At 68.9% G+C, this 21968-nt stretch carries 23 protein-coding genes; 10 read left to right on the top strand and 13 right to left on the bottom strand.

Going from position 1 to position 21968, the window contains the following annotated elements; genetic code table 11:
- The first annotated feature begins 25 nt into the window (after positions 1 to 25).
- The 4 genes from P0Y41_RS12740 to P0Y41_RS12725 all read left to right on the top strand — a co-directional run bounded on the left by P0Y41_RS12740 (position 26) and on the right by P0Y41_RS12725 (position 3547).
- A complete protein-coding gene (locus tag P0Y41_RS12740; protein ID WP_284061691.1) occupies positions 26 to 865 on the top strand; it encodes a proline dehydrogenase family protein in 840 nt (279 codons plus the stop codon).
- 115 nt (positions 866 to 980) lie between these two features.
- Positions 981 to 1628: a DUF502 domain-containing protein gene (locus P0Y41_RS12735; protein WP_284061690.1), complete on the top strand. Its 648-nt coding sequence runs from the start codon at positions 981 to 983 to the stop codon at positions 1626 to 1628.
- A 64-nt stretch (positions 1629 to 1692) separates the two neighbouring features.
- A complete protein-coding gene (locus P0Y41_RS12730) occupies positions 1693 to 2172 on the top strand; it encodes a PaaI family thioesterase (RefSeq protein ID WP_284061689.1) in 480 nt (159 codons plus the stop codon).
- Positions 2173 to 2257: 85 nt separating this feature from the next.
- Positions 2258 to 3547 (top strand): potassium channel family protein, encoded by a 1290-nt coding sequence (locus tag P0Y41_RS12725; RefSeq protein ID WP_284061688.1) that lies wholly within the window; start codon positions 2258 to 2260, stop codon positions 3545 to 3547.
- 9 nt (positions 3548 to 3556) lie between these two features.
- Here the strand turns inward: P0Y41_RS12725 and P0Y41_RS12720 are convergent, their stop codons facing one another.
- From P0Y41_RS12720 to P0Y41_RS12710, 3 genes are all read right to left on the bottom strand, one after another.
- A complete protein-coding gene (locus tag P0Y41_RS12720; protein WP_284061687.1) occupies positions 3557 to 3988 on the bottom strand; it encodes a hypothetical protein in 432 nt (143 codons plus the stop codon).
- 93 nt (positions 3989 to 4081) lie between these two features.
- Positions 4082 to 4336: a DUF7536 family protein gene (locus P0Y41_RS12715; protein WP_284063418.1), complete on the bottom strand. Its 255-nt coding sequence runs from the start codon at positions 4334 to 4336 to the stop codon at positions 4082 to 4084.
- A gap of 192 nt (positions 4337 to 4528) precedes the next feature.
- Complete coding sequence (locus P0Y41_RS12710; protein ID WP_284061686.1) at positions 4529 to 5836, bottom strand: MFS transporter; 1308 nt, start codon at positions 5834 to 5836, stop codon at positions 4529 to 4531.
- A gap of 164 nt (positions 5837 to 6000) precedes the next feature.
- On the opposite strand from P0Y41_RS12710, the gene P0Y41_RS12705 reads away from it, so the two are divergent.
- Positions 6001 to 7347, top strand: coding sequence for an alkaline phosphatase family protein (locus tag P0Y41_RS12705; RefSeq protein ID WP_284061685.1), 1347 nt, complete (start codon positions 6001 to 6003; stop codon positions 7345 to 7347).
- A 33-nt stretch (positions 7348 to 7380) separates the two neighbouring features.
- On the opposite strand, the gene P0Y41_RS12700 is transcribed toward P0Y41_RS12705, so the two are convergent.
- Positions 7381 to 8007 (bottom strand): FAD-dependent oxidoreductase, encoded by a 627-nt coding sequence (locus P0Y41_RS12700; RefSeq protein WP_284061684.1) that lies wholly within the window; start codon positions 8005 to 8007, stop codon positions 7381 to 7383.
- Between the two features lie 293 nt (positions 8008 to 8300).
- Here P0Y41_RS12700 and P0Y41_RS12695 point away from each other — a divergent pair, with 293 nt between their 5' ends.
- Together P0Y41_RS12695 and P0Y41_RS12690 are read left to right on the top strand one after the other, a co-directional pair.
- Entirely contained in the window at positions 8301 to 10073 is a 1773-nt protein-coding gene (locus P0Y41_RS12695; protein WP_284061683.1) for a 2-oxoacid:acceptor oxidoreductase subunit alpha, read from the top strand.
- On the top strand, positions 10070 to 10936 hold the full coding sequence (locus P0Y41_RS12690; protein WP_284061682.1) for a 2-oxoacid:ferredoxin oxidoreductase subunit beta: 867 nt from the start codon (positions 10070 to 10072) through the stop codon (positions 10934 to 10936). The genes P0Y41_RS12695 and P0Y41_RS12690 overlap by 4 nt, the downstream gene beginning before the upstream one ends.
- Before the next feature lie 225 nt (positions 10937 to 11161).
- Here the strand turns inward: P0Y41_RS12690 and P0Y41_RS12685 are convergent, their stop codons facing one another.
- The 6 genes from P0Y41_RS12685 to P0Y41_RS12660 all read right to left on the bottom strand — a co-directional run bounded on the left by P0Y41_RS12685 (position 11162) and on the right by P0Y41_RS12660 (position 17117).
- On the bottom strand, positions 11162 to 11593 hold the full coding sequence (locus tag P0Y41_RS12685) for a Zn-ribbon domain-containing OB-fold protein (protein ID WP_284061681.1): 432 nt from the start codon (positions 11591 to 11593) through the stop codon (positions 11162 to 11164).
- A complete protein-coding gene (locus P0Y41_RS12680; RefSeq protein WP_284061680.1) occupies positions 11590 to 12759 on the bottom strand; it encodes a thiolase C-terminal domain-containing protein in 1170 nt (389 codons plus the stop codon). The genes P0Y41_RS12685 and P0Y41_RS12680 overlap by 4 nt, the downstream gene beginning before the upstream one ends.
- A gap of 242 nt (positions 12760 to 13001) precedes the next feature.
- Entirely contained in the window at positions 13002 to 13844 is an 843-nt protein-coding gene (locus P0Y41_RS12675; RefSeq protein WP_284061679.1) for a polyprenyl synthetase family protein, read from the bottom strand.
- 86 nt (positions 13845 to 13930) lie between these two features.
- The gene (locus P0Y41_RS12670; protein WP_284061678.1) at positions 13931 to 14884 is read right to left on the bottom strand and encodes an electron transfer flavoprotein subunit alpha/FixB family protein; all 954 of its coding nucleotides are present in this window, start codon (positions 14882 to 14884) and stop codon (positions 13931 to 13933) included.
- A complete protein-coding gene (locus tag P0Y41_RS12665) occupies positions 14881 to 15672 on the bottom strand; it encodes an electron transfer flavoprotein subunit beta/FixA family protein (protein ID WP_284061677.1) in 792 nt (263 codons plus the stop codon). Before P0Y41_RS12665 ends, P0Y41_RS12670 begins: the two co-directional genes overlap by 4 nt.
- A gap of 86 nt (positions 15673 to 15758) precedes the next feature.
- Positions 15759 to 17117, bottom strand: a complete 1359-nt coding sequence (locus P0Y41_RS12660; protein WP_284061676.1) for a helix-turn-helix transcriptional regulator — start codon at positions 17115 to 17117, stop codon at positions 15759 to 15761.
- 214 nt (positions 17118 to 17331) lie between these two features.
- Here P0Y41_RS12660 and P0Y41_RS12655 point away from each other — a divergent pair, with 214 nt between their 5' ends.
- Positions 17332 to 18693, top strand: a complete 1362-nt coding sequence (locus tag P0Y41_RS12655) for a DUF7096 domain-containing protein (protein ID WP_284061675.1) — start codon at positions 17332 to 17334, stop codon at positions 18691 to 18693.
- 132 nt (positions 18694 to 18825) lie between these two features.
- Positions 18826 to 19380, top strand: coding sequence for a type IV pilin (locus tag P0Y41_RS12650; RefSeq protein ID WP_284061674.1), 555 nt, complete (start codon positions 18826 to 18828; stop codon positions 19378 to 19380).
- Positions 19381 to 19405: 25 nt separating this feature from the next.
- Here the strand turns inward: P0Y41_RS12650 and P0Y41_RS12645 are convergent, their stop codons facing one another.
- Positions 19406 to 20047, bottom strand: a complete 642-nt coding sequence (locus tag P0Y41_RS12645; protein WP_284061673.1) for a methyltransferase domain-containing protein — start codon at positions 20045 to 20047, stop codon at positions 19406 to 19408.
- Between the two features lie 112 nt (positions 20048 to 20159).
- On the opposite strand from P0Y41_RS12645, the gene P0Y41_RS12640 reads away from it, so the two are divergent.
- Positions 20160 to 20951, top strand: a complete 792-nt coding sequence (locus P0Y41_RS12640) for a creatininase family protein (protein ID WP_284061672.1) — start codon at positions 20160 to 20162, stop codon at positions 20949 to 20951.
- Between the two features lie 57 nt (positions 20952 to 21008).
- Here P0Y41_RS12640 and P0Y41_RS12635 read toward each other — a convergent pair whose 3' ends face one another.
- A complete protein-coding gene (locus P0Y41_RS12635) occupies positions 21009 to 21452 on the bottom strand; it encodes a DUF5790 family protein (RefSeq protein ID WP_284061671.1) in 444 nt (147 codons plus the stop codon).
- Positions 21453 to 21579: 127 nt separating this feature from the next.
- On the bottom strand, positions 21580 to 21930 hold the full coding sequence (locus tag P0Y41_RS12630) for a dihydroneopterin aldolase family protein (RefSeq protein ID WP_284061670.1): 351 nt from the start codon (positions 21928 to 21930) through the stop codon (positions 21580 to 21582).
- Positions 21931 to 21968: the final 38 nt, after the last annotated feature.

Here is a 21968-nt window from a genome sequence, read left to right as displayed (position 1 = left end):
GTGACCGGCAAGCGTTGCCACCGACATGATCCCGCCCATCGCCAGCCGGTTCGTCGCGGGGGAGACGCCGGCCGCGGCGTTCGACCACGTCCGCCGCGCCAACGAGGACGACGTGAAGGTGATCCTCAACCTCCTCGGGGAGCACTACCACGACCGCGCGGCCGCCGACGCCGACGCCGACGCGTACGTCTCGCTGGTCCGCGATATCGGGGCCACCGATCTGGACGCTTGCGTCTCGGTGAAGCCGTCCCAACTCGGCATCGACATCGCCGACGAGGTGTTCCGCGAGAACGTCCGCCGGATCGTCGAGGCGGCCGACGAGCACGACGTATTCGTCTGGTGCGACATGGAAGACGCCGACACGACCGACGCGACGCTCGACGCGTTCGAGACGCTGGCCCGCGAGTTCGACGGCGGCGTTGGGCAGTGCGTGCAGGCGAACCTCCGTCGAACCCGTTCGGATCTCGACCGGCTGGCGGACGTGCCCGGGAAGATCCGGCTCGTCAAGGGCGCGTACGACGAGTCCGAGTCGATCGCCTACACCGACAAGACCGACGTGAACGAGGCGTACCGCGAGAACCTGAAGTTCCTGTTCAAAGAGCGCGACGGCGGGATCGCCGTCGGGAGCCACGACCCGACGATGATCGCCCTCGCGTCGGAGCTGTCGGCCGAGTACGGCGCCGACTACGAGGTGCAGATGCTCATGGGCGTTCGCGAGGACGAACAACGTCGCCTCGCGGACGAGGGCGTCGAGACCTGGCAGTACGCGCCGTACGGTGACAAGTGGCTCTCGTACTTCTACCGTCGCGTGCGCGAGCGCAAGGGGAACGCCCTGTTCGCCCTGCGAGCGGTCGTCGGCGTCTGAGCGGCCGCGAAGCGACACGGGAGCGACGTGTCAATAGCCGCGAGGCGGTTCGCGGGGTGGAGGCCGTGTAGAAGGGCTGATATGCCTCCGCCTCCGAATCCGGGGTGAACTCCGAATGTCTACGTGGAAGCGTGATTTCGCGAGCGGGTTGGTCGTGATCACGCCGCTTCTGGTCATCGTCTTCGTCGCAAACTGGCTGTACAATCTCCTGTCGGCGCTCCCGTTCGTCCCCACGATCACACCGGAGAACCCGAACCCGCAGTACGTCGCCGTGTACGAGTTCGCCGAGGTGATCACGGCGCTCGTCGTGTTCATCCTGCTCGTGTTCTCGGCGGGATACCTCATGCGGACGACCGCCGGACGCCTCGCCGAGGGGCTCCTCGACGACACGATCAACCGCGTCCCCGGACTCCGCGTCATCTACAACGCCTCGAAGCTGGCGGTCGAAACCGCGCTCACGGGCACCGAGGACCTCCAGACGCCGGTGAAGCTGGAACCGTGGGACGGGATGCGGATGACGGCGTTCAAGACGGGGAAGACGACGAGCGACGGTCGCGAGGTCGTGTTCATGCCCACGGCGCCGAACATCACCACCGGCTACGTCATGGAGGTCAAGTCCGAGGATCTCCAAGAGACCGACGAGAAAGTCGAGGAGGCGCTCACGCGTATCCTTTCGGCCGGTTTCGGCGAGGGCGGCAACGGGACGGCACCGCCCGCCGAGACCAGTGTGAGCGAGATCGACGACGCCGGCAACGACGACTGAGCCACGGGACGACTCCGACCGATCGAACCGAACCGTGAAGTACGGCGCCGGCGGTCCTCGGAACATGCACGACGGCCCGACAGACGAACCGGACCCGATCGACGCCGATCACGTCGATCTCCTGCAGGCGTTCATCGAAAGCCACGGATTCCTCTCGTGGCTCGATCTCACCGTCGAGGAGCTGGAGCGCGGCCGGATCGTCATGTCCGTTCCCTACGACGAGAAGCTGGTCAACCCCGGCTCGCCGGTCGGATCCATCCACGGTGGTATCGCGGCGACGCTGGTGGACACCGCCTCCGGATTCGCTCTGCGGTCGACGTTCGACGACCCGACGAACGGGTCGCTGGCGACGACCGACCTCAACGTCACCTACCTCCGACCCGCAACCAACGACCTCCGGGTCGAGGCGGAAGTGCTCCGGGCGGGCGGCTCGATGGGGTTCACTGACACGCTGGTCTCCAGCGTCGCCCCCGACGGCGAACAGAAAGACGTTGCCGTCGGCCGTACCTCTTACCGGCTGTTTCCGGACGCTGACCGGGCGTAATCCCCTGTGAGCGAAGGGGTGCCTGAGGGGTCCTCCCGCGCGAGCAACCCTTTTCTGCCGGCCCGTCGAACTGCCGAGTGATCGGATGCATCGAGACGAGCCCGTCGAGTACGAACCGGTGAGCGTGAAGGCCGTGTTGGCCGAGATGAAAGACACCGCGGAGCTGCTCATCGACCTGTCGTTCTCGGCGGTGCTCCACGGCAGCCCGGACCTCGCGGCGGAGGTGCTGACGCTCGAATCGCGGATGGACGTGCTCCAACTTCAGGCGCGCATGAGCGTGATGATGGCCGCGCGCTCGCCGGAGGACGTCGAGGACTTGGCGCCCGTGCTGGGCGTCGTCGGCGCCGCCGAGAAGATCAGCGACGCCGCCGGCGACATCGCGAAGGTCGTGCTCGAGGAGGTGGGACTCCCCGACGCGATGCGCGCCGCGCTGCCGGAGGCGGTTGAGACGCTCGTCCGCGTCCCCGTCACCGACGACTCCTCGTACGTCAGCCAGACGCTGGGGGGCATCAACATGGAGACCGAGACGGGCGTGCGCGTCATCGCCGTCCGCCGCGAGCAGGCGACCGGCAAGGCCCGCTGGATCACCAACCCCGACCGCGACACGGCCCTCGGCGCGGGCGACACGTTGATCCTCCGGGGGTTCGAGGAGGGATTGCGCGAGGTGTACGAAGTCGCCTCGGGCGACCCGTACGAGTCGCCCGACTCCCCGGGGGCCGCCGACGCAGCCCTCGAACGCGCCGTCGACTCCATCGTCCTGATGAAGAACATGAGCGAGCTCGCGGTCGACCTGGCGTACGGCGCCGTACTGTTCGACAGCCGCGGCGTCGCCGAGGAGGTCGCCGAGCTGGAGGCGGAAGTGGACGCCCTCAAATCGCGCTTCGAGGCGTGGACGCTCCAGGCGGCCGCTCGCGTCGATGACCCGGTCAGCCTGCGCGGACTGGTCCACCTGGCGTCGGCGACCGAGGTGATCAGCGACGCCGCCCTCGAGATCAGCGAGGGCGTTCTCCGCGGATTGAAAGCACACCCGGTCGTCGCTGAGGCCGTCGAGGAGTCCGACGAGGTCATCGTCCGCACGGTCGTCACCGACGGATCGGCGCTCGCCGGCACGACGCTCGGCGATCAGGAGGTAAAAACGGCGACGGGCATGCGCGTCATCGCCGTCCGCCGCGGCGACCCGGCCGGGCGTGCCGACGGCGACGAGACCGCGACCGCCGCTGACGAATCGGAGACTGAGAACGGCGAGTGGGAGGTCTCACCGGGCGCCGACACGCGGTTGCGTCCGGGCGACGTGCTCATCGCGAAGGGCACCCGCGCGGGCGCCGAGCGACTCACGGCGATGGCCGGCTCTCCCGAGGAGTTCGAGGTGGACTGACGCCCCGACTCACGGGCGGCGAGGCTCCCCCTCGGGGTCGAGATCGGCGTCCGACCGGTCTGCGGCCGCATCGAGCGCCGCCCCGCACGTCGGACACGCCCCGGGGCGCGGCGACCGCAGCGTCGCACAGGCGGAACACAGCACGAGCCGGCGGGTCGGCCGCGGGTCCTCCCAGTCCGTCTCGTCCGCCGGTTCGGGCTCGGACCGGCCCGTCGAGCCATCGCGAGCGACACCGAACGCGACAGCCGGATCCGCCCTGGTCGCGGCGGCGCCCGCCGTCGCACCCTCCTCGGCGGCCATCCGAATCGTGTGCTCGACGAGCACGTCGTTACGGAGGCGCTCGAGGAGCCGAAGCAGTCCGAGAAACGCGATCGTCGGGACGAGACACAACACCCCCGTGAGGAGGAGGCGGACGACGGGCTCGGTGAGGACCCCGACCATGTGAACTGATCACGCACCGAACCGACTTTTGGGTTCCGGCGAGGATCGGCCGATTCCCGCGGGTGCGCGTCGTTCCTGCGGGCACCCGTCGCGTCACTCCTCGGGCGTCCGCAGCGCGCGGACCGCGGCGACGACGGTCAGCGCCGAGGCGACGAACAGCGTCGTCGCCGACGCGAGTACGAACGCGAGCAGCAGAAAGAACCCGTCGGCCCCGAGCACGGGGTACTCGCGGGTGCCGCCGACCGGCCCGAGGAGTTCGAGGGCCCGAACCACGTACACGGCGACCGCGAGGGCGACGCCGACGACCGCCCCGATCACGACGTTGCGCTTCACAGATAGCGTGTCCATCAGCCCGGCTATCGGGGGTCGATCCGGGCGCCCCTCGGCCGGGGCGGGTCCGTCGCTTGCGTCGCGTGACTCCTCGCTCACGCTCTCCGTTGGCGGCCCCGCTTCAAATTCCCATCGCCCCGTCCCGGTGGACCCGAGAGGGCGGCACGGAACTCGCGTCGGAGCGGTCGACGCCGTCGAGTGGGCCGGGCCTCACGCGCCCGCGTACGCCTCGAACTCCCGGCCGCGCAGGACGAAGAACGCGACGCCGACGAGCCCGACGACCGTCGCGAGCGCGAACGCCGTCTCCGGCGAGCGGCCGTAGATCCAGCCGCCGACGAGGGCGCTCGGGATGGTGACCACGTTGCGGACGAGGTAGTACGTCCCCGTGACGCGTCCGCCGGCGTCGGCCTCGGCCGGGCCGACGATGAGCGCCTTGTGCGCTGGCAGCCCCGCGAACCGGAGCCCGGAGAACGCGAACAGCACCGCGAGCACGGCCGGGTCCGGCGGCGCGAAGATCAGCATCGCGGGGAACACCGCGTAGACGGCGAACCCGATCGCGACGACCGGCTTGAGCCCGACCGAGCGCGCGAGGCGCGCGACGGGGATCATCGTGAGCAGGGCGACGGCCATCTCGACGCCGAGGAGGACCCCGAAGTACGCCTCCGGCGAGAGGTCGCCGACGACGGGGAGCGTCGCGCCGACCGCGAGCACGTCCACGACGACGCGCACGAAGAACACGTACACGATCCCGTTGGCGAAGCGCACCAGCGTGTCGCCGACGAGCAGCGGGCCCAGCGTATCCGGGAGCGACCGGAGGTCTTCGACCACCATACCGACGCCCTCGAAGGATTTTCCGATCGAGTCGTTCGAGGCGTCGTAGAGGGCGTACTGCGCCACGGTGGCGATCGCCGCGACGACCGCCGCGCCCAACAGCACGAGTCGGAACCCCGCTGTGAACGCGTACGCTGAGAGGACGGCCGCGACGAGCAGCGGCCCGAGGAGGAACGCCGTCCGTCGGAAGGTCTCCGTGGCGGCGAACCCCGAGGCGAGCCGATCCGGCGCCACCGACTGCTTGACGACGGCGAAGGTGGCGCCGAGCCCGAACGACTTCCACGCCTGCGAGAGGAACAACCCAAGGAAGATCATGACGACCGCGAGGTTCGTCGGTCCGACGGCCACTCCGCGGTACGGGTCGGCCGCCCACCACACGAGAAATCCGAGCGTGGAGGCGAAGCCGAACAGCGTCAGCGACGTGCGCGAGCCGAGCCGATCCGACAGCGCGCCGCCGGGGTACGGAAACACCGCCGAGATGAGGTTACCGAGCGAGCCGTACACCCCGAGTGCGAGGCTGGAGGCGCCCAAGACCGCGAGGTACTGCGGGAGGTACCGCCCCGTCGCCTGGAAGCCGAGGCTGAACGCGAACATCGCCAGCGACAGGACGAGGACGTCACCGGGTACCGACCGCAGCTGGCGGAACGCGTCGAACGGATCCGGTTCGGCGTCCCCCTTGTCTGCCATCGACAGTGCCTGCGAGCGGTGCCGGCAAAACGGTGCCGACGAGTGCGAGAGCGACTCGTCGGCCGTTCCGGGAGTCGGTCGGCGGGCGTTGCCGCCGTCCCGGACAGCCGATACCGACCGACAGAACCTGAATTACTTTACCCGCCCCCGCGGAAAGAGCGTCCATGGGACTATTCGATCGACTTCGCGGGGACGACGACCCCCGGGTCGCGTTCATCGGTATCGACGGGGTTCCGCACTCGCTGCTTGAGAAACATCCCAGTCGATTCCCGAACTTCGCCGCACTCGCCGATGAGGGGTCGGCCGCCGCGATCGACTCCATCGTGCCGCCGGAGTCGTCGGCGTGCTGGCCCTCGCTCACGACCGGCGTCAATCCCGGGGAGACGGGCGTGTACGGCTTCCAAGACCGCGAGATCGGGAGCTACGACACGTACGTCCCGATGGGGCGTGACGTGCAGGCGACGCGCGTCTGGGATCGGATCGCGGACAACGGCCGCGACGCGACCGTGTTGAACGTCCCGGTGACGTTCCCTCCCCAGCGCAACGTCCAGCGGATGGTCTCCGGGTTCCTCTCTCCGGGCGTCGATAAGGCGGCCTACCCGGACGACCTCCGGGACTACTTGGAGTCGATCGACTACCGGATCGACACGAACGCGAAGCTGGGGCACAACGACGACAAGTCGGAGTTCCTCGACGTCTCTCACGAGACGCTCGACAAGCGATTCGAGGCGTTCACCCACTACATCGAACAGGACGATTGGGACCTGTTCTTCGGGGTGTTCATGACGACCGACCGCGTGAACCACTTCCTGTTCGAGGACTACGCCCGCGACGGCGAGTACTACGAGGAGTTCATGTCCTTCTACGAGAAGGTCGACGACTACGTCGGCGAGATCCGCGACATGCTTCCGGAGGACGTGACGCTCGTCGTCGCCTCCGATCACGGGTTCACCGTCCAGGACTACGAAGTCGAGATCAACCAGTGGCTCCAAGACGAGGGGTGGCTCTCCTTTGCGGGCGACGACCACGAGGAACTCGGCGACATCGACGACGACACGCGCGCATACTCGCTCATCCCCGGCCGACTGTACCTCAATCTCGAGGGTCGCGAACCACGGGGGTCGGTGCCCAAGTCGGAGTACGAGGCCGTCCGCGACAAGCTGAAAGCCGAGATCGAAGCGCTCGAAGGCCCCGACGGGACGCCCGTCGCCAAGCGCGTCGTCGAGAAGGAAGACGCGTTCCGCGGCGACCACGACGACATCGCACCCGACCTGACGATCATCCCGAACCACGGCTTCGACCTGAAAGCGAAGTTCAAGTCCCACGACGACGGCGTCTTCTCGACGGGGCCGCGAAACGGGATGCACAGCTTCGAGAACGCGACGCTGTTCGTCGACGAACCCGACGCGACGATCACGGACGCGGACCTGCTCGACATCGCGCCGACCCTCCTCGAACTCATGGACGTCGAGTACGCCCGCGCCGACTTCGACGGCGCCAGCCTCGTCTGAGCCGCGTCAGGTCAGCGGCTCCACGTCGGCCGATTACCCGAAATTCTCGATCTTCGCGTCGTCCGCGTAGCCCGCGGCGTCCAGCGACGCAGTCGCCTCGTCGACGAAGTCGGCGAACCCGTAGACGAACGCGTGCTCGCCCTCGGCGCCCGTGACCGCCGCCGCGACCGCGTCGTCGATGGCGCCGTCGGTGACGACGACGCTCGCGCCGCGCTCGCGCAGCGCGTCGAGGCGCTCGGTGTGTGCCGGCGCGTCGTCGCGGTAGACGACGGCGGCCTCGTTGCCGGCGGCGAGCGCGGCCTCCGCGATGGCGACGGCGGGACCCACGCCGGGGCCGCCAGCGAGCACGACCGCGCGCGCCTCGCCCTCGTAGTAGTCGTCGCCGAAGGGGCCGCTCATCTCGATCTCGTCGCCCTCGGTCAGGCCCGCGAGGTACGCCGAAAAGTCGCCGCCATCGAGGCCGACAGTGGTTTCGAACGATCCCTCGGTGTCCGGCGAGGAGATGGTGTAGAAGCGCGACACCCCCGCGTCGTCGACGACGGCCGTGAGCTTCACGAACTGCCCCGGCCTCCCGTCGAACTCCGGCGGCGAGTCCAGCGACACCGCGATCGTGTCGGGCCCGACCTCCGCGACTGACTGCACCGCGACTGTGGCGTCCATGGGGATCGGTTCCTCATCCGGGTACCCGAAGCTATCGCTTCTCGTCGCCCGTCGTCGGTCGTCGAATCCAACTCGTACGCGTGTCGTACCGGGATCCGCGATTGAACGGGAGTCGGTGCAATTACTGCCGACAGCGAGGGAGACCCGATCAATTGTCGGTCGAGTGGCCGGTAGACGGCCAAACGAAGTGGCGTTTGTTTCATAGAACGGAGTTTCGACAGACAAGCAGTCAAAAAGCTGCCCTCACCCCATTCAGAAGGCTTTTCCACCGACCGTGGGAAGGACTCACCAGTATGCCAGCGGACTTCAATTGGGCCATCGGCGGGGAGGCCGGCGATGGCATCGACTCCACCGGGAAGATCTTCGCGCAGGCGCTCTCTCGGGCGGGTCGACACGTCTTCACGTCGAAGGACTTCGCCTCCCGGATCCGAGGCGGCTACACCGCGTACAAGGTGCGTACGTCCACGGAGAAGGTCCGGTCGGTCGTGGACCGACTGGACGTCCTCGTCGCGCTCACGCCCCGTACGATCGAGGAGAACCTCGACGAGCTCCACGAGGGCTCGGTCATCATCTACGACGGCGAGCGGACCACGATGGCCGACGTCGAGATCCCCGAGGAGATGATCGGACTCGACGTGCCGCTCAAGAGCCTCGCCGAGGACGCCGGCGGCGCCATCATGCGCAACGTCGTCGCGCTCGGTGCCGCCTGCGAGGCGACGAGCTTCGACATCGAGCACCTCGACTCCTCGCTGAAGAAGCGCTTCGGCGACAAGGGGTCGGCGCTCGTCGAGAACAACAAACAGGCGGCACGCCTCGGCCAGGAGTACGTCCAGGAGCACTACCCTGACGCCGACCTCGACTACGATCTGGAGACGACCGACAACGACTACGTCCTGCTCAACGGCGACGAGGCGATCGGCATGGGCGCCATCGCCGCCGGCTGCAAGTACTACGCCGGCTACCCGATCACGCCCGCGACGGACGTGATGACGTACCTGAAGGGTCGCATCGAGAACTTCGGCGGCCACGTCGTCCAAGCGGAGGACGAACTCGCGGCGATCAACCTCGCGCTCGGGGCCGCGCGCGCCGGCGCCCGCTCGATGACGGCGACCTCCGGACCCGGCATCGACCTGATGACCGAGACGTTCGGCCTAGTCGCAACGAGCGAGACGCCGCTCGTCATCGCCGACGTGATGCGCTCGGGTCCCTCGACGGGGATGCCGACCAAGCAGGAGCAGGGCGACCTCAACATGATGCTGTACGGCGGCCACGGCGAGATCCCGCGGTTCGTCCTCGCGCCCACGACCGTCGACGAGTGCTTCTGGAAGACCGTCGAGGCGTTCAACCTCGCCGAGAAGTACCAGACGCCCGTCTACCTCGCCGCCGACCTCGCGATGGCGGTCACCGAGCAGACGTTCGAGCCCGACGCCTTCGACATGGACGCCGTCGAGATCGACCGCGGCAAGGTCGTCGACGAGGAGACGATCGAGGACCACCAGACCGAGTCGGGCGGCTTCAAGCCCCACGAGATCACCGACGACGGCGTCAGTCCTCGGGCGTTCCCCGGCACGGAGGGCGGCGCGCACATGTCCACCGGCCTGGAGCACGACGAGCAGGGCCGCCGCACCGAGGACACGGAGATGCGCGTCAAGCAGGTCGACAAGCGGAACCGCAAGGTCGAGACCGCCCGCGAGCGCGAGGACTTCTCGCCGCGGGAGTTCGGCGACCCCGATGCGGACAACCTGATCGTGACGTGGGGGTCCAACGAAGGGACCCTCGTCGAGGCGCTGGAGTACCTCGAGGCGGACAGCGTCGACGTGCGCATCCTCTCGGTGCCGTACCTCTTCCCGCGCCCGGACCTCACCGAGGAGTTCGAGGCCGCAGACCAGGTCGTCGTCGTCGAGTGTAACGCGACGGGGCAGTTCGCCGACGTGGTCGAACACGACACCTTACAGCGCGTGAAGCGGATCAACAAGTACGACGGCGTGCAGTTCAAGGCGGACGAACTCGCAGACGACATCAGAGAGACCCTGGCCGCAGACGAGAGCCAGGAGGTGGAAGCATGAGTTCCCAGGTCAGATTCACCGACTTCAAATCGGACAAGCAGCCCACGTGGTGTCCCGGGTGCGGCGACTTCGGGACGATGAACGGCATGATGAAGGCGCTCGCGGAGACGGGCAACGATCCCGACAACACCTTCGTCGTCGCCGGCATCGGCTGTTCCGGTAAGATCGGCACGTACATGCACAGCTACGCCATCCACGGCGTCCACGGCCGCGCGCTCCCGGTCGGCGCCGGCGTGAAGATGGCCAACCCCGACCTCGAAGTGATGGTCGCGGGCGGCGACGGCGACGGCTACTCCATCGGCGCGGGCCACTTCGTCCACGCCGTCCGCCGGAACGTCGACATGAGCTACGTCGTGATGGACAACCGCATCTACGGGCTGACGAAGGGGCAAGCCTCCCCGACCTCGCGCGAGGACTTCGAGACCTCGACGACGCCGGAGGGCCCCCAGCAGCCCCCAGTTAACCCGCTCGCGCTCGCGCTCGCCTCGGGCGCGACGTTCATCGCCCAGTCGTTCTCCAGCGACGCGCTGCGCCACCAGGAGATCGTCCAGAAGGCCATCGAGCACGACGGCTTCGGCTTCGTCAACGTGTTCAGCCCGTGCGTCACGTTCAACGACGTCGACACGTACGACTACTTCCGCGACTCGCTGGTCGACCTGCAGGAGACGGACTACGACCCGACCGACCGCGACGCGGCCAAGGAGAAGGTCCTCGACGCCGACAAGGAGTACATGGGCGTGCTGTACCAGGACGAGGAGTCGGTGCCCTACGAGGATACCCACGGCCTCGACTCCAACATGAGCCAGATCGACCACGAGGGCGCGCCCGAGGGCGCGATGGACCTCGTGAGAGAGTTCTACTAGAACCACCCTCGGTTCGCCTCGGGGGTCGTCGCGCACGCCGCTCGCGCTCCAATAACCGCCCGGCGGATCCCCGGTCACGCTGTCGGATCTTTTTGACCCCGGCTACGACCCAGAATCGCGACGCGATCCCGGGATGGCAAACGTTCGCTCGCTCAGCCGTGCGGCTGGCTCGCTCGCGGGACGACTTACTAGTGCGAACCGAAGCCGCAGGCGGTCGCCCGGCCCTCAGCGCTGTTCGAAGACGTGGACCGGCCAGTCGGCCTCGTAGTCGAGCGCGACCTCCTGCTCTTCGGGCGTCGGCTCGCGCACCGTGAGTTCGACCGGGTCGCCGATAGCGACGTCGGCGTAGTCGGCGTCCACGCGCCCGAGCAGCCGGCCCCCGTCCCCGAGCTCCACGACGGCGACCGTGTAGGGCGCGTCCGCCGCGAACGCGGGCGGCGGCGCGTGGACCTCCGTGCACGAGAAGATCCGACCCTCGCGCGACTGCGGTTCGACGTCGACGGCGCGACTGCCGCAAGCGTAGCAGGCCGGCCGCGGCGGCAACAGGACCTGCCCGCAGTCCGCACAGACCCCGCCCAGGAGTTCGCCGTCCGCGAGGGCGTCGAAGAACCCGGGCAGTGTCCGCGGGTCGGTCGCGTCGAGGCTATCGTCGGTCATCGTGCCTCCGCCGTCGTGAGCACGTGGCCGACGGTGACGGCGTCCGCGACGCCTCCCTCGTTGAGCAGCAAGGCCGTTTCGGCCCCCTCGACCGCGCGGTCGCCCGCGTCCCCTGTGAGCTGTTCGTAGGCTTCGAGCGCCTGCAAGAGCCCGGTCGCGCCGATGGGATGGCCGCGGGCCTTCAGTCCGCCGCTCGGGCTCAACTGCACGTCCGTCCAGCCGTCGGCCCGCTCCGCGGGCGGCAGGTAGCTCTGATAGCCCGTTCCCGCGGGCGCGAAGCCGACGGCCTCCGAGAGCAGCGCCTCGCAGACGGTGAACGCGTCGTGGACCTCCGCGATGTCGACGTCCGCGGCGTCGATGCCCGCCTCCTCGTAGGCCGTCTCGGCGGCGATCCGAGCGCCCGCGATGTCGGTCATGTCGCGCTCGGCGACCGCGATGTTGTTCGCGGATGCCCCGCTGCCCGCGACGCGGACCTGCGGGCGGTCGAGGTCGGCCGCCATCTCGGCGGTCGTCACGAGGACGGCCGCGGCGCCGTCCCCGACCGGCGCACAGTCGTAGAGCTTCAGCGGCGACGCGACGGGGTCGGACTCCAGGACGGTGTCCACGTCGATCTCCGTCGGGAACTGCGCCCGGGGGTTGCAAGCGGCGTTGGCGTGGTTCTTCACCGCGATCTCCGCGAGATCGCGTTCCGTGGCGTCCGTCTCGTGGAGGTAGCGCGCGGCGAGCAGCGCGTACTGGCTTGGCGCGGTGACGCCGGACCGCTGTTCGATTGCGCGGTCGAACGCCGCCGACAGCGCGTCCGTCGCGCCGCTGGTCCCCGCGGAGGTCATCTTCTCGACGCCGCACGCGAGCACGGCCTCGTGTTCCCCGTTGCGGACGTCCTTGACCGCGTGGCGCAACGCGAGCGCACCGGCGGCGGCACACCCCTCGACACGCTCGGCCGGGACGTGACGGAGGCCGGCCCACTCCGCCAACAGCGTCCCCTGCATGATCTGGTGTTCGTAACTCTCCGACTGGTTGCCGACGTACACCGCCTCGACGAGTTCGGCGGGGTCGGGCAGTTCGTCGAACGCCTCCGCGAGGGCGACCGAGAACAGGTCGCGGCCCGGGAGGTCCGTGCGGCCGAGCGGCGAGGCCCCGACCGACGCGATGACTGGCTCTGGCATGCGTACCCATCCGATATCGGTGACCCGTGTTAGCTATTCTCATTTTCACGCCGGCCGAACTATCAGTCAGTGGACTACCGTCGGTCATCACAGACGCTGGTGGACTTCCGAGGAGCGTGAGTCGACTGGGTGACCGATACGCCAGTTTCCGGGGTGTTTCGAGAGGTCACTCCTCGTGCCACTGAATCGGCTCTCGTTCACACATCCGGTAGCCAGTCGGCTGTCGTCGCGAGAGCGCCGTTCTACCGCTCTCGAACGACCACGAACTCCGCCAGGTCCCGCAGATATCCCCGCGCGTCCGATTCGCCGATCCCGGCGGTCTCCAGCGCCTCCAGCGCGGCGTCGGCCTGGTCGCGGGCGCGCTGATCGGCCTCCTCGGGCGTGAGGTCCGTCACCTGCAACAGGGAGGGGCGGTCGACCGCCTCGTCGACGCCGGTCGGCTTGCCGAGATCGTCGGCATCGGCGGTCGCGTCCAGCACGTCGTCGCGGATCTGGAAGGCGACGCCGACGCGCTCGGCGTACTCGCCGAACGCCTCGATCGTGAAGCCGTCGGCGCCGGCGGCCACGGCGCCGAGCTCGGCGGCCGCGCGGAACAGCGCCCCAGTCTTGCGACGCGCGAGCGTCATGTACTCCTCCTCGTTCGACGGTTTCGCGACCAACTCGGTCGCCTCGCCCTCGCCGAGTTCGACCATCGCCTCGGCGACGACCTGCATCGCCTGCTCGTCGGCCGAAAAGAGCGCGAACGCCTCCCCGAGCATGCCGTCGGAGGCGACGATCGCGGGGCCGTAGCCGAACGCCGACCACGCCGAAGGGGTGCCGCGGCGAACGTCCGACCGGTCGATGATGTCGTCGATAACGAGCGAGGCGTTGTGCACGAGTTCGACGCCGACCGCGAAGTCGACGGCGTCTTCGGGGTCGCCGCCGGCCGCCTCGCACGCGAGGAGCGTCACGGTCGGGCGAACGCGCTTGCCGCCCGCGAGCGCGACGTGCTCGATCTCGTCGCCGAGCTCCGACGGCTCGACCGCCCCGGTAACCTCCGCGAGACGCTCGTTCGCCATCGCGACCCGACGCTCCAGATACTCCATTGACGCGTACTCGGGCCCGGGCGAAAAAGAGGGTACCGGATGCGGGAGCCGCAACCGGAGTCGAAAGCCGCCGCGACGGCGACCGGTCAGGAGAACTGCTCGGTCAGCGCCGGCACCACGTCGAACAGGTCACCGACGATCCCGTAGTCGGCGATGTCGAAGATCGGGGCGTTCGGGTCCGTGTTGATCGCGATGATCGTCTCGGCTCCCTTCATGCCGGCGACGTGTTGAACGGCCCCCGAGATGCCGATCGCGAGGTACACGTCCGGCGTCACCTGTTTGCCCGACTGACCGACCTGCCGGTTCTTCGGCAGCCAGCCGTTGTCGACGATGGGTCGGGAGGACGACAGCGTCGCGCCGGTGGCCTCGGCCAGCTCCTCGATGAGTTCGATGTTCTCCTCCTCCTCGATACCGCGGCCGATCGAGACGAGGAACTCCGCGTCGGCGATATCCACGTCGCCGGCGCCGACCTCCTCGAATCCCCGCACGCGGGCGCCGGAGGTCGACTCGTCGAAGTCGAACTCGAACGCCTCGATGGGCACGTCGGCCGTCTCCTCAACGGCGGGCCACTCGCCGCTGCGGACGGTAACGGCGAACGGTTCCTCGCTCACCTCGACGGTCGTCTCGACCTTCGAGCCGTACATCTCGCGCGTCGCTTCGAGCCCGCCGTCGTAGGAGAGGCCGACCGCGTCGGCGACCAGCGGGAGGTCGAGGCTGTTCGCCACCGCGGGCGCGTAGTCGAGGCCGTTGACGGAGTTGGGCATGAGAACGGCCGCGGGCGCGAGCTCCTCGAACAGCGCGGCGGTCGCGCCAGCGTACAGGTCGTGATTGAACTCTTCGCCCGCGTCGACGGTGTGGATCGCGTCGACCCCCTCCAGCGACAGGGTGTCGGCGAACCCGTCCACGTCGCCGGCGATCACCGCGAGGTGCAACTCGCCGCCGAGGTCGTCCGCGAGTTCGCGCCCGGCGCGAACCAGTTCGAGACTCACGTCGCGCACGACGCCGCGCCGGTGGTCTGCGACCGCGAGCACGTCGCTCATTCGGCCACCACCCCCTTCTCGCGGAGCACGTCAGCCAACTCCGCGGCCTGGTCGTCCGCCGAGCCGTCAAAGTACGTCGCGTCCGACTCGGTCTCCGGTTCGTACATTTCGGTACGCGAGAGAGGCGATCGGACCGCGTCGGCGTCAAGCCCCAGGTCGGCGAGTCCGAACTGGGCGATCTCCTTGCTCTGGGCCTGCCGGATGCCCCGGAGGCTGGCGTAGCGCGGCTCGTTCAGCCCCGTCTGGATCGTGAGCACCGCTGGGAGGTCCACGTCGGTCAGCTCCTCGACGCCGCCCTCCAGTTCGCGGTGGACGTGCGCCGTCGACAGGTCGTCTTCGGTCTCCAGGTGATTGACGACAGCCGCCCAGTCGAAGCCGATGTCGTCGGCCAGCGAGACGCCCGTCGCGCCGAATCCGTCGTCGGCCGCCTGGACGCCGGAGAGGACGAGGTCGGGATCTTCGTCCTCGACGACGCTCGCGAAGAGCCGCGTCTTCGCCGCGACGTCGAGGTCCGCGGCGGCGACGTCGTCGTCCCAGACGCGGATCGCGCGGTCGACGCCCTTCGCGAGCGCCATCCGGATCGTCTCCTCGGCGCGCTCGGGACCGATCGTGGCGGAGACGACTTCGACGTCGTCGTACTCCTCCGAGAGCTGGACCGCCGCCTCGACGGCGTAGTCGTCCCACTCGTTGAGGTCGTATTCGAGGAACTGCTCCCCGATATCTGTCCCCTCGATCTCGAAGTCGTCGGCCGCCTCCGCGACCTCCTTGACCGTGACGAGGATCTTCATCGCGCAAGGGTTGCCGCGGTCCGGGGTAAACAGTTTCGGAACCGCCAGCAACGGGCGACGCGTCGGATCGAGTCGACGGCCCCCGGCTACGACGACTCGGCGTCGGCGCCGGTCTCGTCGCCTGCGTCGTCGCCGTCAGCCAGGGAGATGATGTTCTCGCGACCGAGCCGCAGCTTCTCGACGCGCTCGTCGTCGGCCATCGCCGACAGCAGCTGGGACACCTTCGCGTCCGACCAACCGGTTTCGTCGACGATCGTCCCTTGGCGCATCCGGCCGCCGTGCTCGCCAAGCAGCCGCTCGACGCGCTCTTCGTCCGACAGGAGCTCCAGGTCTTCCTCACGCTCGGTGGCGGCGTCCTCGCCGCTACCGCCTCCACTGTCGCTTGGGGTTTCGGTCGGTCCGTCGCCCGCGGCGGCTCCGCCGGCGACAGCCGTGTCCGACCCGTCGCGATCCGTCGCCGGGCCGGACGGCGCAGTCGAGGGTCCCTCCTCGCGATCGCCGTCAACGCCGTCCGAGCCGCCGTCGGTGCCGTCATCCATTCCCCTCGGCGCTTGACCCGACTGGTTGGGTCCCGCTTCCGTTCCGGCGGCGCCGTCTGTGCCCCCGCCTGATCTGGCGCCGGCGACGTTGCCGCGGCGGTACGCCAACACCGCGACAGCGAACAGCAGCACGACGCCGGCGCCGGCGATCAGTTCGAGTAGGTACGACGTGTCGGGCGGCGAGTCTCCGGGCTCGTAGCGGATCGCGATGTCATCCGCCCCGAACTGTTGGGGCCCTTCGGCGACGATCCGACGGTCGCTGATCGAGTAGCTGAACCCCTGCGACACGTCGCTCACCTCGTAGTCAGCGGGCGGTTCGATGACGAGCCGCTGGGAGGCGGACAGCGACCCGAACCACGTGCCGTTGTTCGGGGTTCGGAACGCGTCGCCGAGTTCGAGGACGCCGTCGTCACCCGGTTCGAGGAACCGCGTCCACGTGAACCGCAGTCGGAGGACGCCGGACTGATTCGACAGCGTGGCCGTCCGGTTCACCCGCTCGATCGACATCTCGCGTCCCGTGGCTTCGGACGCGGCGGCCGCGGCGTTTCTGAACGGGTCGACCGCGGGGCCGCCCGACGCGTCGCCGGCCTCGTACGAGCGGGCGTACTCTTCGAAGGCGTCGCGCGTGCTCTCGTCGTCGAGCGCGATCCTCGTTTCGACCGTCCACCGGGCATCGCCGTCCTCGCGGAGGGAGATCGTGAAGTTCGTTCGCGGCGCGCCGACGGTCGAGGCGAGTTGCGGAGACGCGCTGTCTGTCGGGGACGTGATCGCCTGCGCGGCGCCGTCGCTGGCGGGCTGATCCGCGAGCGCTGACGGCTCCACCGGCTGGACGGCCGCCGCGGCCGTCGCGCCCGTGGCGAACGAGACGAGAACGGCGAGCACGGCGAGGAGGGCGACATACCGCATGCTGTGTATGCGACTCTTGGCGTTTTGGCAAAACCCTTTCCATCGGGGGTCGAAATCACGACGCAAGCATCGAGTTCCGTGCGATCCGTCGCCGGGCCGTGTGGTCCACTGCGGCCGGACCGTCGACGGATGGGCCCGTCGATCGTCGGCATCCGCGAGCCGCACTCACCCGTGTGGGCCGGTTTTTTATCCGATGACTCGGTATTCACTTTCCATGCGAGCTATCCCCGTTCTCGTTGCGGTCCTCCTCGCGTCCGCCGCCGTCAGCGGCGCGCTTGCGGTCCCCGATCGGGGCGAGTCGGCCGCCTCAATCGGAGGCGGATCCGCCACGTCTGCAGTGCCGTTTACGCCCGCTGAAACAGAGACTGCCGCCGCGACAGAGGGCCCCGAGGCGACGACCATGGCCACGATCAACGGTACGGCGCCAATTCGGGTGCTCTCACTGGATGCCAACGGCAGCGTCGCCTCCGACATCGACGTGGTGACGGTCGACGCCGGCACCGCGACCGGCTTCGGCGCGAACGCGTCCGCCGCACGCATTGAGACCATCGCCCTCCGCGAGCGAATCACGAGCGCGAACGACAGCGACGAACGACAGATACGGATCCTCGACGGACTGAACGAAGTCGACAAGGACGTCGTCACCCTTCACAGCCGCCACCGCGAGGCGATCGCCGCCTACCACGCCGGCGAAATCTCCGGGAAGGAGTTCCTCGTCGAACTGGCACGGATCCGCGCCACCGCGGCGGTCCTCGAAGAGCGGGTGCTCATGCTCGACAGGCTTGCCGACGACACCGACGACCTCGCGCTGGACGACAGCCGCGTGTTCCCCGTCGTGTACGACCTGCGTACGTTCGACGGGCCGGTCCGCTCGCGGGCCGCCGCGGCGCTCGACGGTGAACCCGGCGCGTCGACCCGGGTGTACGTCGCGACGACCGAGACGGGGATCGTCCTCTCGACCGTCGCAGACGGCCAGTTCGTCCGAGAGGCGTTCCGGAGCGACCTCCGCCAGCGCGACGACACCAGCATCGACGAGGAGACAGCCCAGAACGTGACGGCACGGAGCTATCCCGAGGTGTGGGCCGCCACCGGCGGCTCCGTCGCGGGGCAGGGCTCGGGCGGGACGTTCCTGTTCGACCTCGCGTACCCGAATGGGACGCTGACTGCGTTCGTCGGCGGCGGAACCGAGCGCGTGTTCATGGAGCAACAGCGCGTCGACCTCGCGGCCGTCTCCACCGGCGAGGCCGTGACGAGGACGCTCGATCTCACGCTGACGGTGAACCGGACGTTCCCCGGCGGACCGCTTCGGGTCGCCGTCACCGATCCGCAGACGGGCGAACCGGTCGACGCGGTCGTGAAGATCGGCCGCGAGGGCGGCGAGAGCACGGACGTCGGGACGACGGGTGCGGACGGCGTTCTCTGGACCGTCTCGCCGAGCGACGAGTTCGTCGTCACCGTGGTTGAGGTCGGCTCGACCGAGGTGTCCACCCGCTCCGTCACGCCGACGGAGCCCGTCACGGTCGCTGACGCGTTCGAATCCCCGGGCGGACCCAACGCGACGGACAGCGGCGAGTGAGAGAGGGAGATGACGGACGGCAGGCGGGAGATGACGGGGGCGTGTCGGGGTCGATAACAGCCCGCGACTGATAGCGAACGGCGAAGGCGGACGAGCGTTTATCACACATGACGGGAGCACTGCTCCCCGTGGATGAACGGAGAGACAGCGGCCGAGGGCGCTCGGTCCGCCGAGGTGACGGGACGGGATCGAGCGACTGCGTCGGTCGTCGGCGTCGCGCTGCTCGTGCTCGCCGCTGTCGCGCTGTCGGCGACTATCGGCGCGGCAGCGCTGTCCGCGACTGGAGCGATGGAACCGGGCACCGGAGCAACGGGATCGGGATCCGGGGCGTCACGGTCGGCGCCTGCGAACGCGGTGGTCGACCTCGCGGTCGCGGACGGGACGATCACGTTGCGACACCGCGGCGGCGACACGGTCGACGTTGGGCGATTGCGCGTCGTGATCCGCGTCGACGGGGCTCGTCTGCGCCACCAGCCGCCCCTCCCGTTCTTCGCGGCCCGAGGGTTCGAGAGCGGACCAACGGGGCCGTTCAACCCCGCGAGCGACGACGCGTGGTCCGCGGGGGAGTCGACGACGCTGACGCCCGCCGGGACGAATCGCCCGCGGATTCACCCGGGGTCGCGCGTCGAGGTGACGCTGTTCGCCGGCTCGCAGCGACTGGCCGCTCTGAGTGCGACCGCCACGTGACCGTGAGAGGGACCGACCGTCGGAGTCAGTCCTCACCCACGTCGTCTGATTCCGGCACCGTCGCAACGGTGGTGATCGCCCGCGGTGAGCCGCGGTGGCGCTGCTGGATGAAGTGTCGCATTTCCTCGAACCCGGCGTCGCGGAACATCTCCTCGGCCTCCTCTGCACCGTAGAACAGCATGATCGCGTCCGCGAGCTGCTGGAACAGCCGGATCTTCGGGTAGTCGGGACCGACAACGAGCACAGTGCCCCCGGGCTTGACCACGCGCCGGAACTCCCGCAGGGCGGCGACGGGGTCGGGCCAGTACTCGATCGACCCCGACGACCAGAGCTTGTCGAAGGAGTTGTCCTTGAACGGAAGGCGCTCGGCGTCGCCCATGTGGAAGTTGACCTTGCCGTGCTTGCCGAACTTCTCGAACGCCTGTTCGAACTGCCCGCGCGACTGGTCGAGCGCGTACACCTCGTCGACGTGGTTGAGCAGTCCCTCGGTAGCGAATCCGGTCCCGGCGCCGACGTCGAGCACGCGGTCGTCGCGGTCGGCGTCGAACCACTCAAGCGCCTGGTTGCGCATCCGGTCGTCCCAGATGTAGGGGTTGATCGTGTCGTAGACGCGCGAGAAGTACCGGTAGAACAGCCGCGCGTTGTCCTTGTCCTCGAGGATACCCATTGCGCTCGCGTTGGGTCGCGCCGGTCATAACCCCCACGGAACCACGGGCGGCAGCAGCGCGACCCGCGCACCGATAGCCGGCTACAAGTCGGCCGCCCACCGACGGTGACGCATGAAGCTCTCGGAGGCGACGTGGACGGAAGTCCGCGAGGCCGACGTCGACGCCGCGCTGCTTCCCGTCGGGAGCACCGAACAGCACGGCCCGCACGCACCCCTGGGGACGGACGCGATGACCGCGGAGGCCGTCGCCCAGGCGGCCGCCAAGCGGTGGGCGACCGCGGACACAGAAGCGACCGATGACGGAGAGGGGACTGACGACGCGGTCGGCTCCGCCGTCGCCGGCGACCTCCTCGTCGCACCGCCGGTCCACGTCGGCGTCGCCGAGGAGCACCGCGCGTTCGACGGCACGCTGTGGGTGTCACCCGACACCTTCCGCGCGTACGTCCGCGAGACCGTCGAGAGCCTCGCGCACCACGGTATCGACCGGATCGTCCTCGTTAACGGCCACGGCGGCAACCTCGAGGCGCTCGCGGAGGTCGCCCGTCGCGTCTCACGCGACGACGCCTCCGACGCCTACGCCGTCGCGTTCACCTGGTTCGAGGCCGTGGGCGAGCACGCCGGCCGGATGGGCCACGGCGGTCCGCTGGAAACCGCGATGCTGCGCCACGTTGCACCCGACCTCGTCCGCGAGGAGCGGATCGAATCGGCCAGAGACGGCGGCAGCGCGCGGTGGGGAGAGTGGATTCGCGGCGTGAATCTCGCCCACGACAGCGACGAGTTTACCGACAACGGCGTCGTCGGCGACCCCGCTGAGGGCACCGCCGCGCTCGGGGAGGAACTCCTTGACCGCGCGAGCGAAGCGCTGTGCGATGTCGCCCGCGCGGTCGTCGAGCGGGACCGGTAGGCGGCGCCGTCGGGTTCCCGGCTGGCGCCGATGACAACCCTGACCGAGGAGGGCGCGTTACGCCTCCGCCTCCTCCGCGTCGTCGGCGTCCGCGTCAGCGTCGACGCCCTCGGCGTGGGCCTCCTCCAGATCGCTTTTGATTCGGGGGACGACACTCGTCAGCTCTCCGACCTGCTCGTGTGTCTCCTCCAGGGTCTCGACGAGTTCCTGCAGCTCCTCGATCTCCGCAGCGAGCTCGTCGTCGTCCTCGAACGCGCCGGCGCGCTCGCCCAGCACGTACTGCTTTTTCGCCTGTCGAAGCTCCTCGACGGCGTCGCCGGTGTCCAGCGCCGAGCGGAGCCCGTTGAGCGCGCCGAGCACGTTGTCGGCGTCCGTCTCCCAGATGGCATCCGCACTCGGCAGGGTCGACTTCGCCGCGCGGAGGTGCTCCGCCACGTCCTCGTGCATCTCGTCGGCGGCTTCCCCGAACAGGTCGTCGTCGTCGAAGGTAGACTGGGCCATGTCCGCGCGTTCGCCGGGTGGCTTCTTAAGCGGTCGCCCGAACGTGAAAGTGAAATCGTCGGCCGCGCGGACCCGTGCGGGCGAATCCGGGCCCCCGTCGACGTGGGTCGGGAATCGGACCGCTCGATCAGTCGCCAGCGTCGACGACCTCGACCAGTTTCATCAGCGGGTAGCCGTCCTCCATCTCCATGCGCGTGCGGACGGTGACGCCCTCGTACGTAATTCGCATGGAAACCTCCATGAGATGCCCCGAGAGCTCCGTGTAGCCGTTCTCGTGGTCGATGTCGTCGGCAACCGCGTCGTCGTCGACGGCGACAGTCACGGACTCGCAGTAGGGCTGGTTCTCGATCGACTCGGCGATCGCCGTCTCCAGAGAGCGCGTGCTCCGCGGAGAAACGGGGGTCCCCGCGAACTGGTGGTACAGCGAGCCAAACTTGATGCCGGCTTCGAAACACGCCTGCTGAGCGTCGGTGACCATGGTGTAGTGGTCTGTATGAGCGGCCAAAGGCGTACCGA

Origin of the sequence: Halobaculum halobium (assembly GCF_030127145.1) — an archaeon.
GTDB classification, from domain to species: domain Archaea; phylum Halobacteriota; class Halobacteria; order Halobacteriales; family Haloferacaceae; genus Halobaculum; species Halobaculum halobium.
The sequence above is the reverse complement of the archived record's forward strand: the minus strand, read 5'-3'. Positions and strand labels throughout refer to the sequence as shown.

Coding starts and splice junctions, on each gene's coding strand:
- P0Y41_RS12740 (WP_284061691.1), top strand. CDS start 26: ATGATCCCGCCCATCGCCAGCCGGTTCGTCGCGGGGGAGACGCCGGCC.
- P0Y41_RS12735 (WP_284061690.1), top strand. CDS start 981: ATGTCTACGTGGAAGCGTGATTTCGCGAGCGGGTTGGTCGTGATCACG.
- P0Y41_RS12730 (WP_284061689.1), top strand. CDS start 1,693: ATGCACGACGGCCCGACAGACGAACCGGACCCGATCGACGCCGATCAC.
- P0Y41_RS12725 (WP_284061688.1), top strand. CDS start 2,258: ATGCATCGAGACGAGCCCGTCGAGTACGAACCGGTGAGCGTGAAGGCC.
- P0Y41_RS12720 (WP_284061687.1), bottom strand. CDS start 3,988: ATGGTCGGGGTCCTCACCGAGCCCGTCGTCCGCCTCCTCCTCACGGGG.
- P0Y41_RS12715 (WP_284063418.1), bottom strand. CDS start 4,336: ATGGACACGCTATCTGTGAAGCGCAACGTCGTGATCGGGGCGGTCGTC.
- P0Y41_RS12710 (WP_284061686.1), bottom strand. CDS start 5,836: ATGGCAGACAAGGGGGACGCCGAACCGGATCCGTTCGACGCGTTCCGC.
- P0Y41_RS12705 (WP_284061685.1), top strand. CDS start 6,001: ATGGGACTATTCGATCGACTTCGCGGGGACGACGACCCCCGGGTCGCG.
- P0Y41_RS12700 (WP_284061684.1), bottom strand. CDS start 8,007: ATGGACGCCACAGTCGCGGTGCAGTCAGTCGCGGAGGTCGGGCCCGAC.
- P0Y41_RS12695 (WP_284061683.1), top strand. CDS start 8,301: ATGCCAGCGGACTTCAATTGGGCCATCGGCGGGGAGGCCGGCGATGGC.
- P0Y41_RS12690 (WP_284061682.1), top strand. CDS start 10,070: ATGAGTTCCCAGGTCAGATTCACCGACTTCAAATCGGACAAGCAGCCC.
- P0Y41_RS12685 (WP_284061681.1), bottom strand. CDS start 11,593: ATGACCGACGATAGCCTCGACGCGACCGACCCGCGGACACTGCCCGGG.
- P0Y41_RS12680 (WP_284061680.1), bottom strand. CDS start 12,759: ATGCCAGAGCCAGTCATCGCGTCGGTCGGGGCCTCGCCGCTCGGCCGC.
- P0Y41_RS12675 (WP_284061679.1), bottom strand. CDS start 13,844: ATGGAGTATCTGGAGCGTCGGGTCGCGATGGCGAACGAGCGTCTCGCG.
- P0Y41_RS12670 (WP_284061678.1), bottom strand. CDS start 14,884: ATGAGCGACGTGCTCGCGGTCGCAGACCACCGGCGCGGCGTCGTGCGC.
- P0Y41_RS12665 (WP_284061677.1), bottom strand. CDS start 15,672: ATGAAGATCCTCGTCACGGTCAAGGAGGTCGCGGAGGCGGCCGACGAC.
- P0Y41_RS12660 (WP_284061676.1), bottom strand. CDS start 17,117: ATGCGGTATGTCGCCCTCCTCGCCGTGCTCGCCGTTCTCGTCTCGTTC.
- P0Y41_RS12655 (WP_284061675.1), top strand. CDS start 17,332: ATGCGAGCTATCCCCGTTCTCGTTGCGGTCCTCCTCGCGTCCGCCGCC.
- P0Y41_RS12650 (WP_284061674.1), top strand. CDS start 18,826: ATGAACGGAGAGACAGCGGCCGAGGGCGCTCGGTCCGCCGAGGTGACG.
- P0Y41_RS12645 (WP_284061673.1), bottom strand. CDS start 20,047: ATGGGTATCCTCGAGGACAAGGACAACGCGCGGCTGTTCTACCGGTAC.
- P0Y41_RS12640 (WP_284061672.1), top strand. CDS start 20,160: ATGAAGCTCTCGGAGGCGACGTGGACGGAAGTCCGCGAGGCCGACGTC.
- P0Y41_RS12635 (WP_284061671.1), bottom strand. CDS start 21,452: ATGGCCCAGTCTACCTTCGACGACGACGACCTGTTCGGGGAAGCCGCC.
- P0Y41_RS12630 (WP_284061670.1), bottom strand. CDS start 21,930: ATGGTCACCGACGCTCAGCAGGCGTGTTTCGAAGCCGGCATCAAGTTT.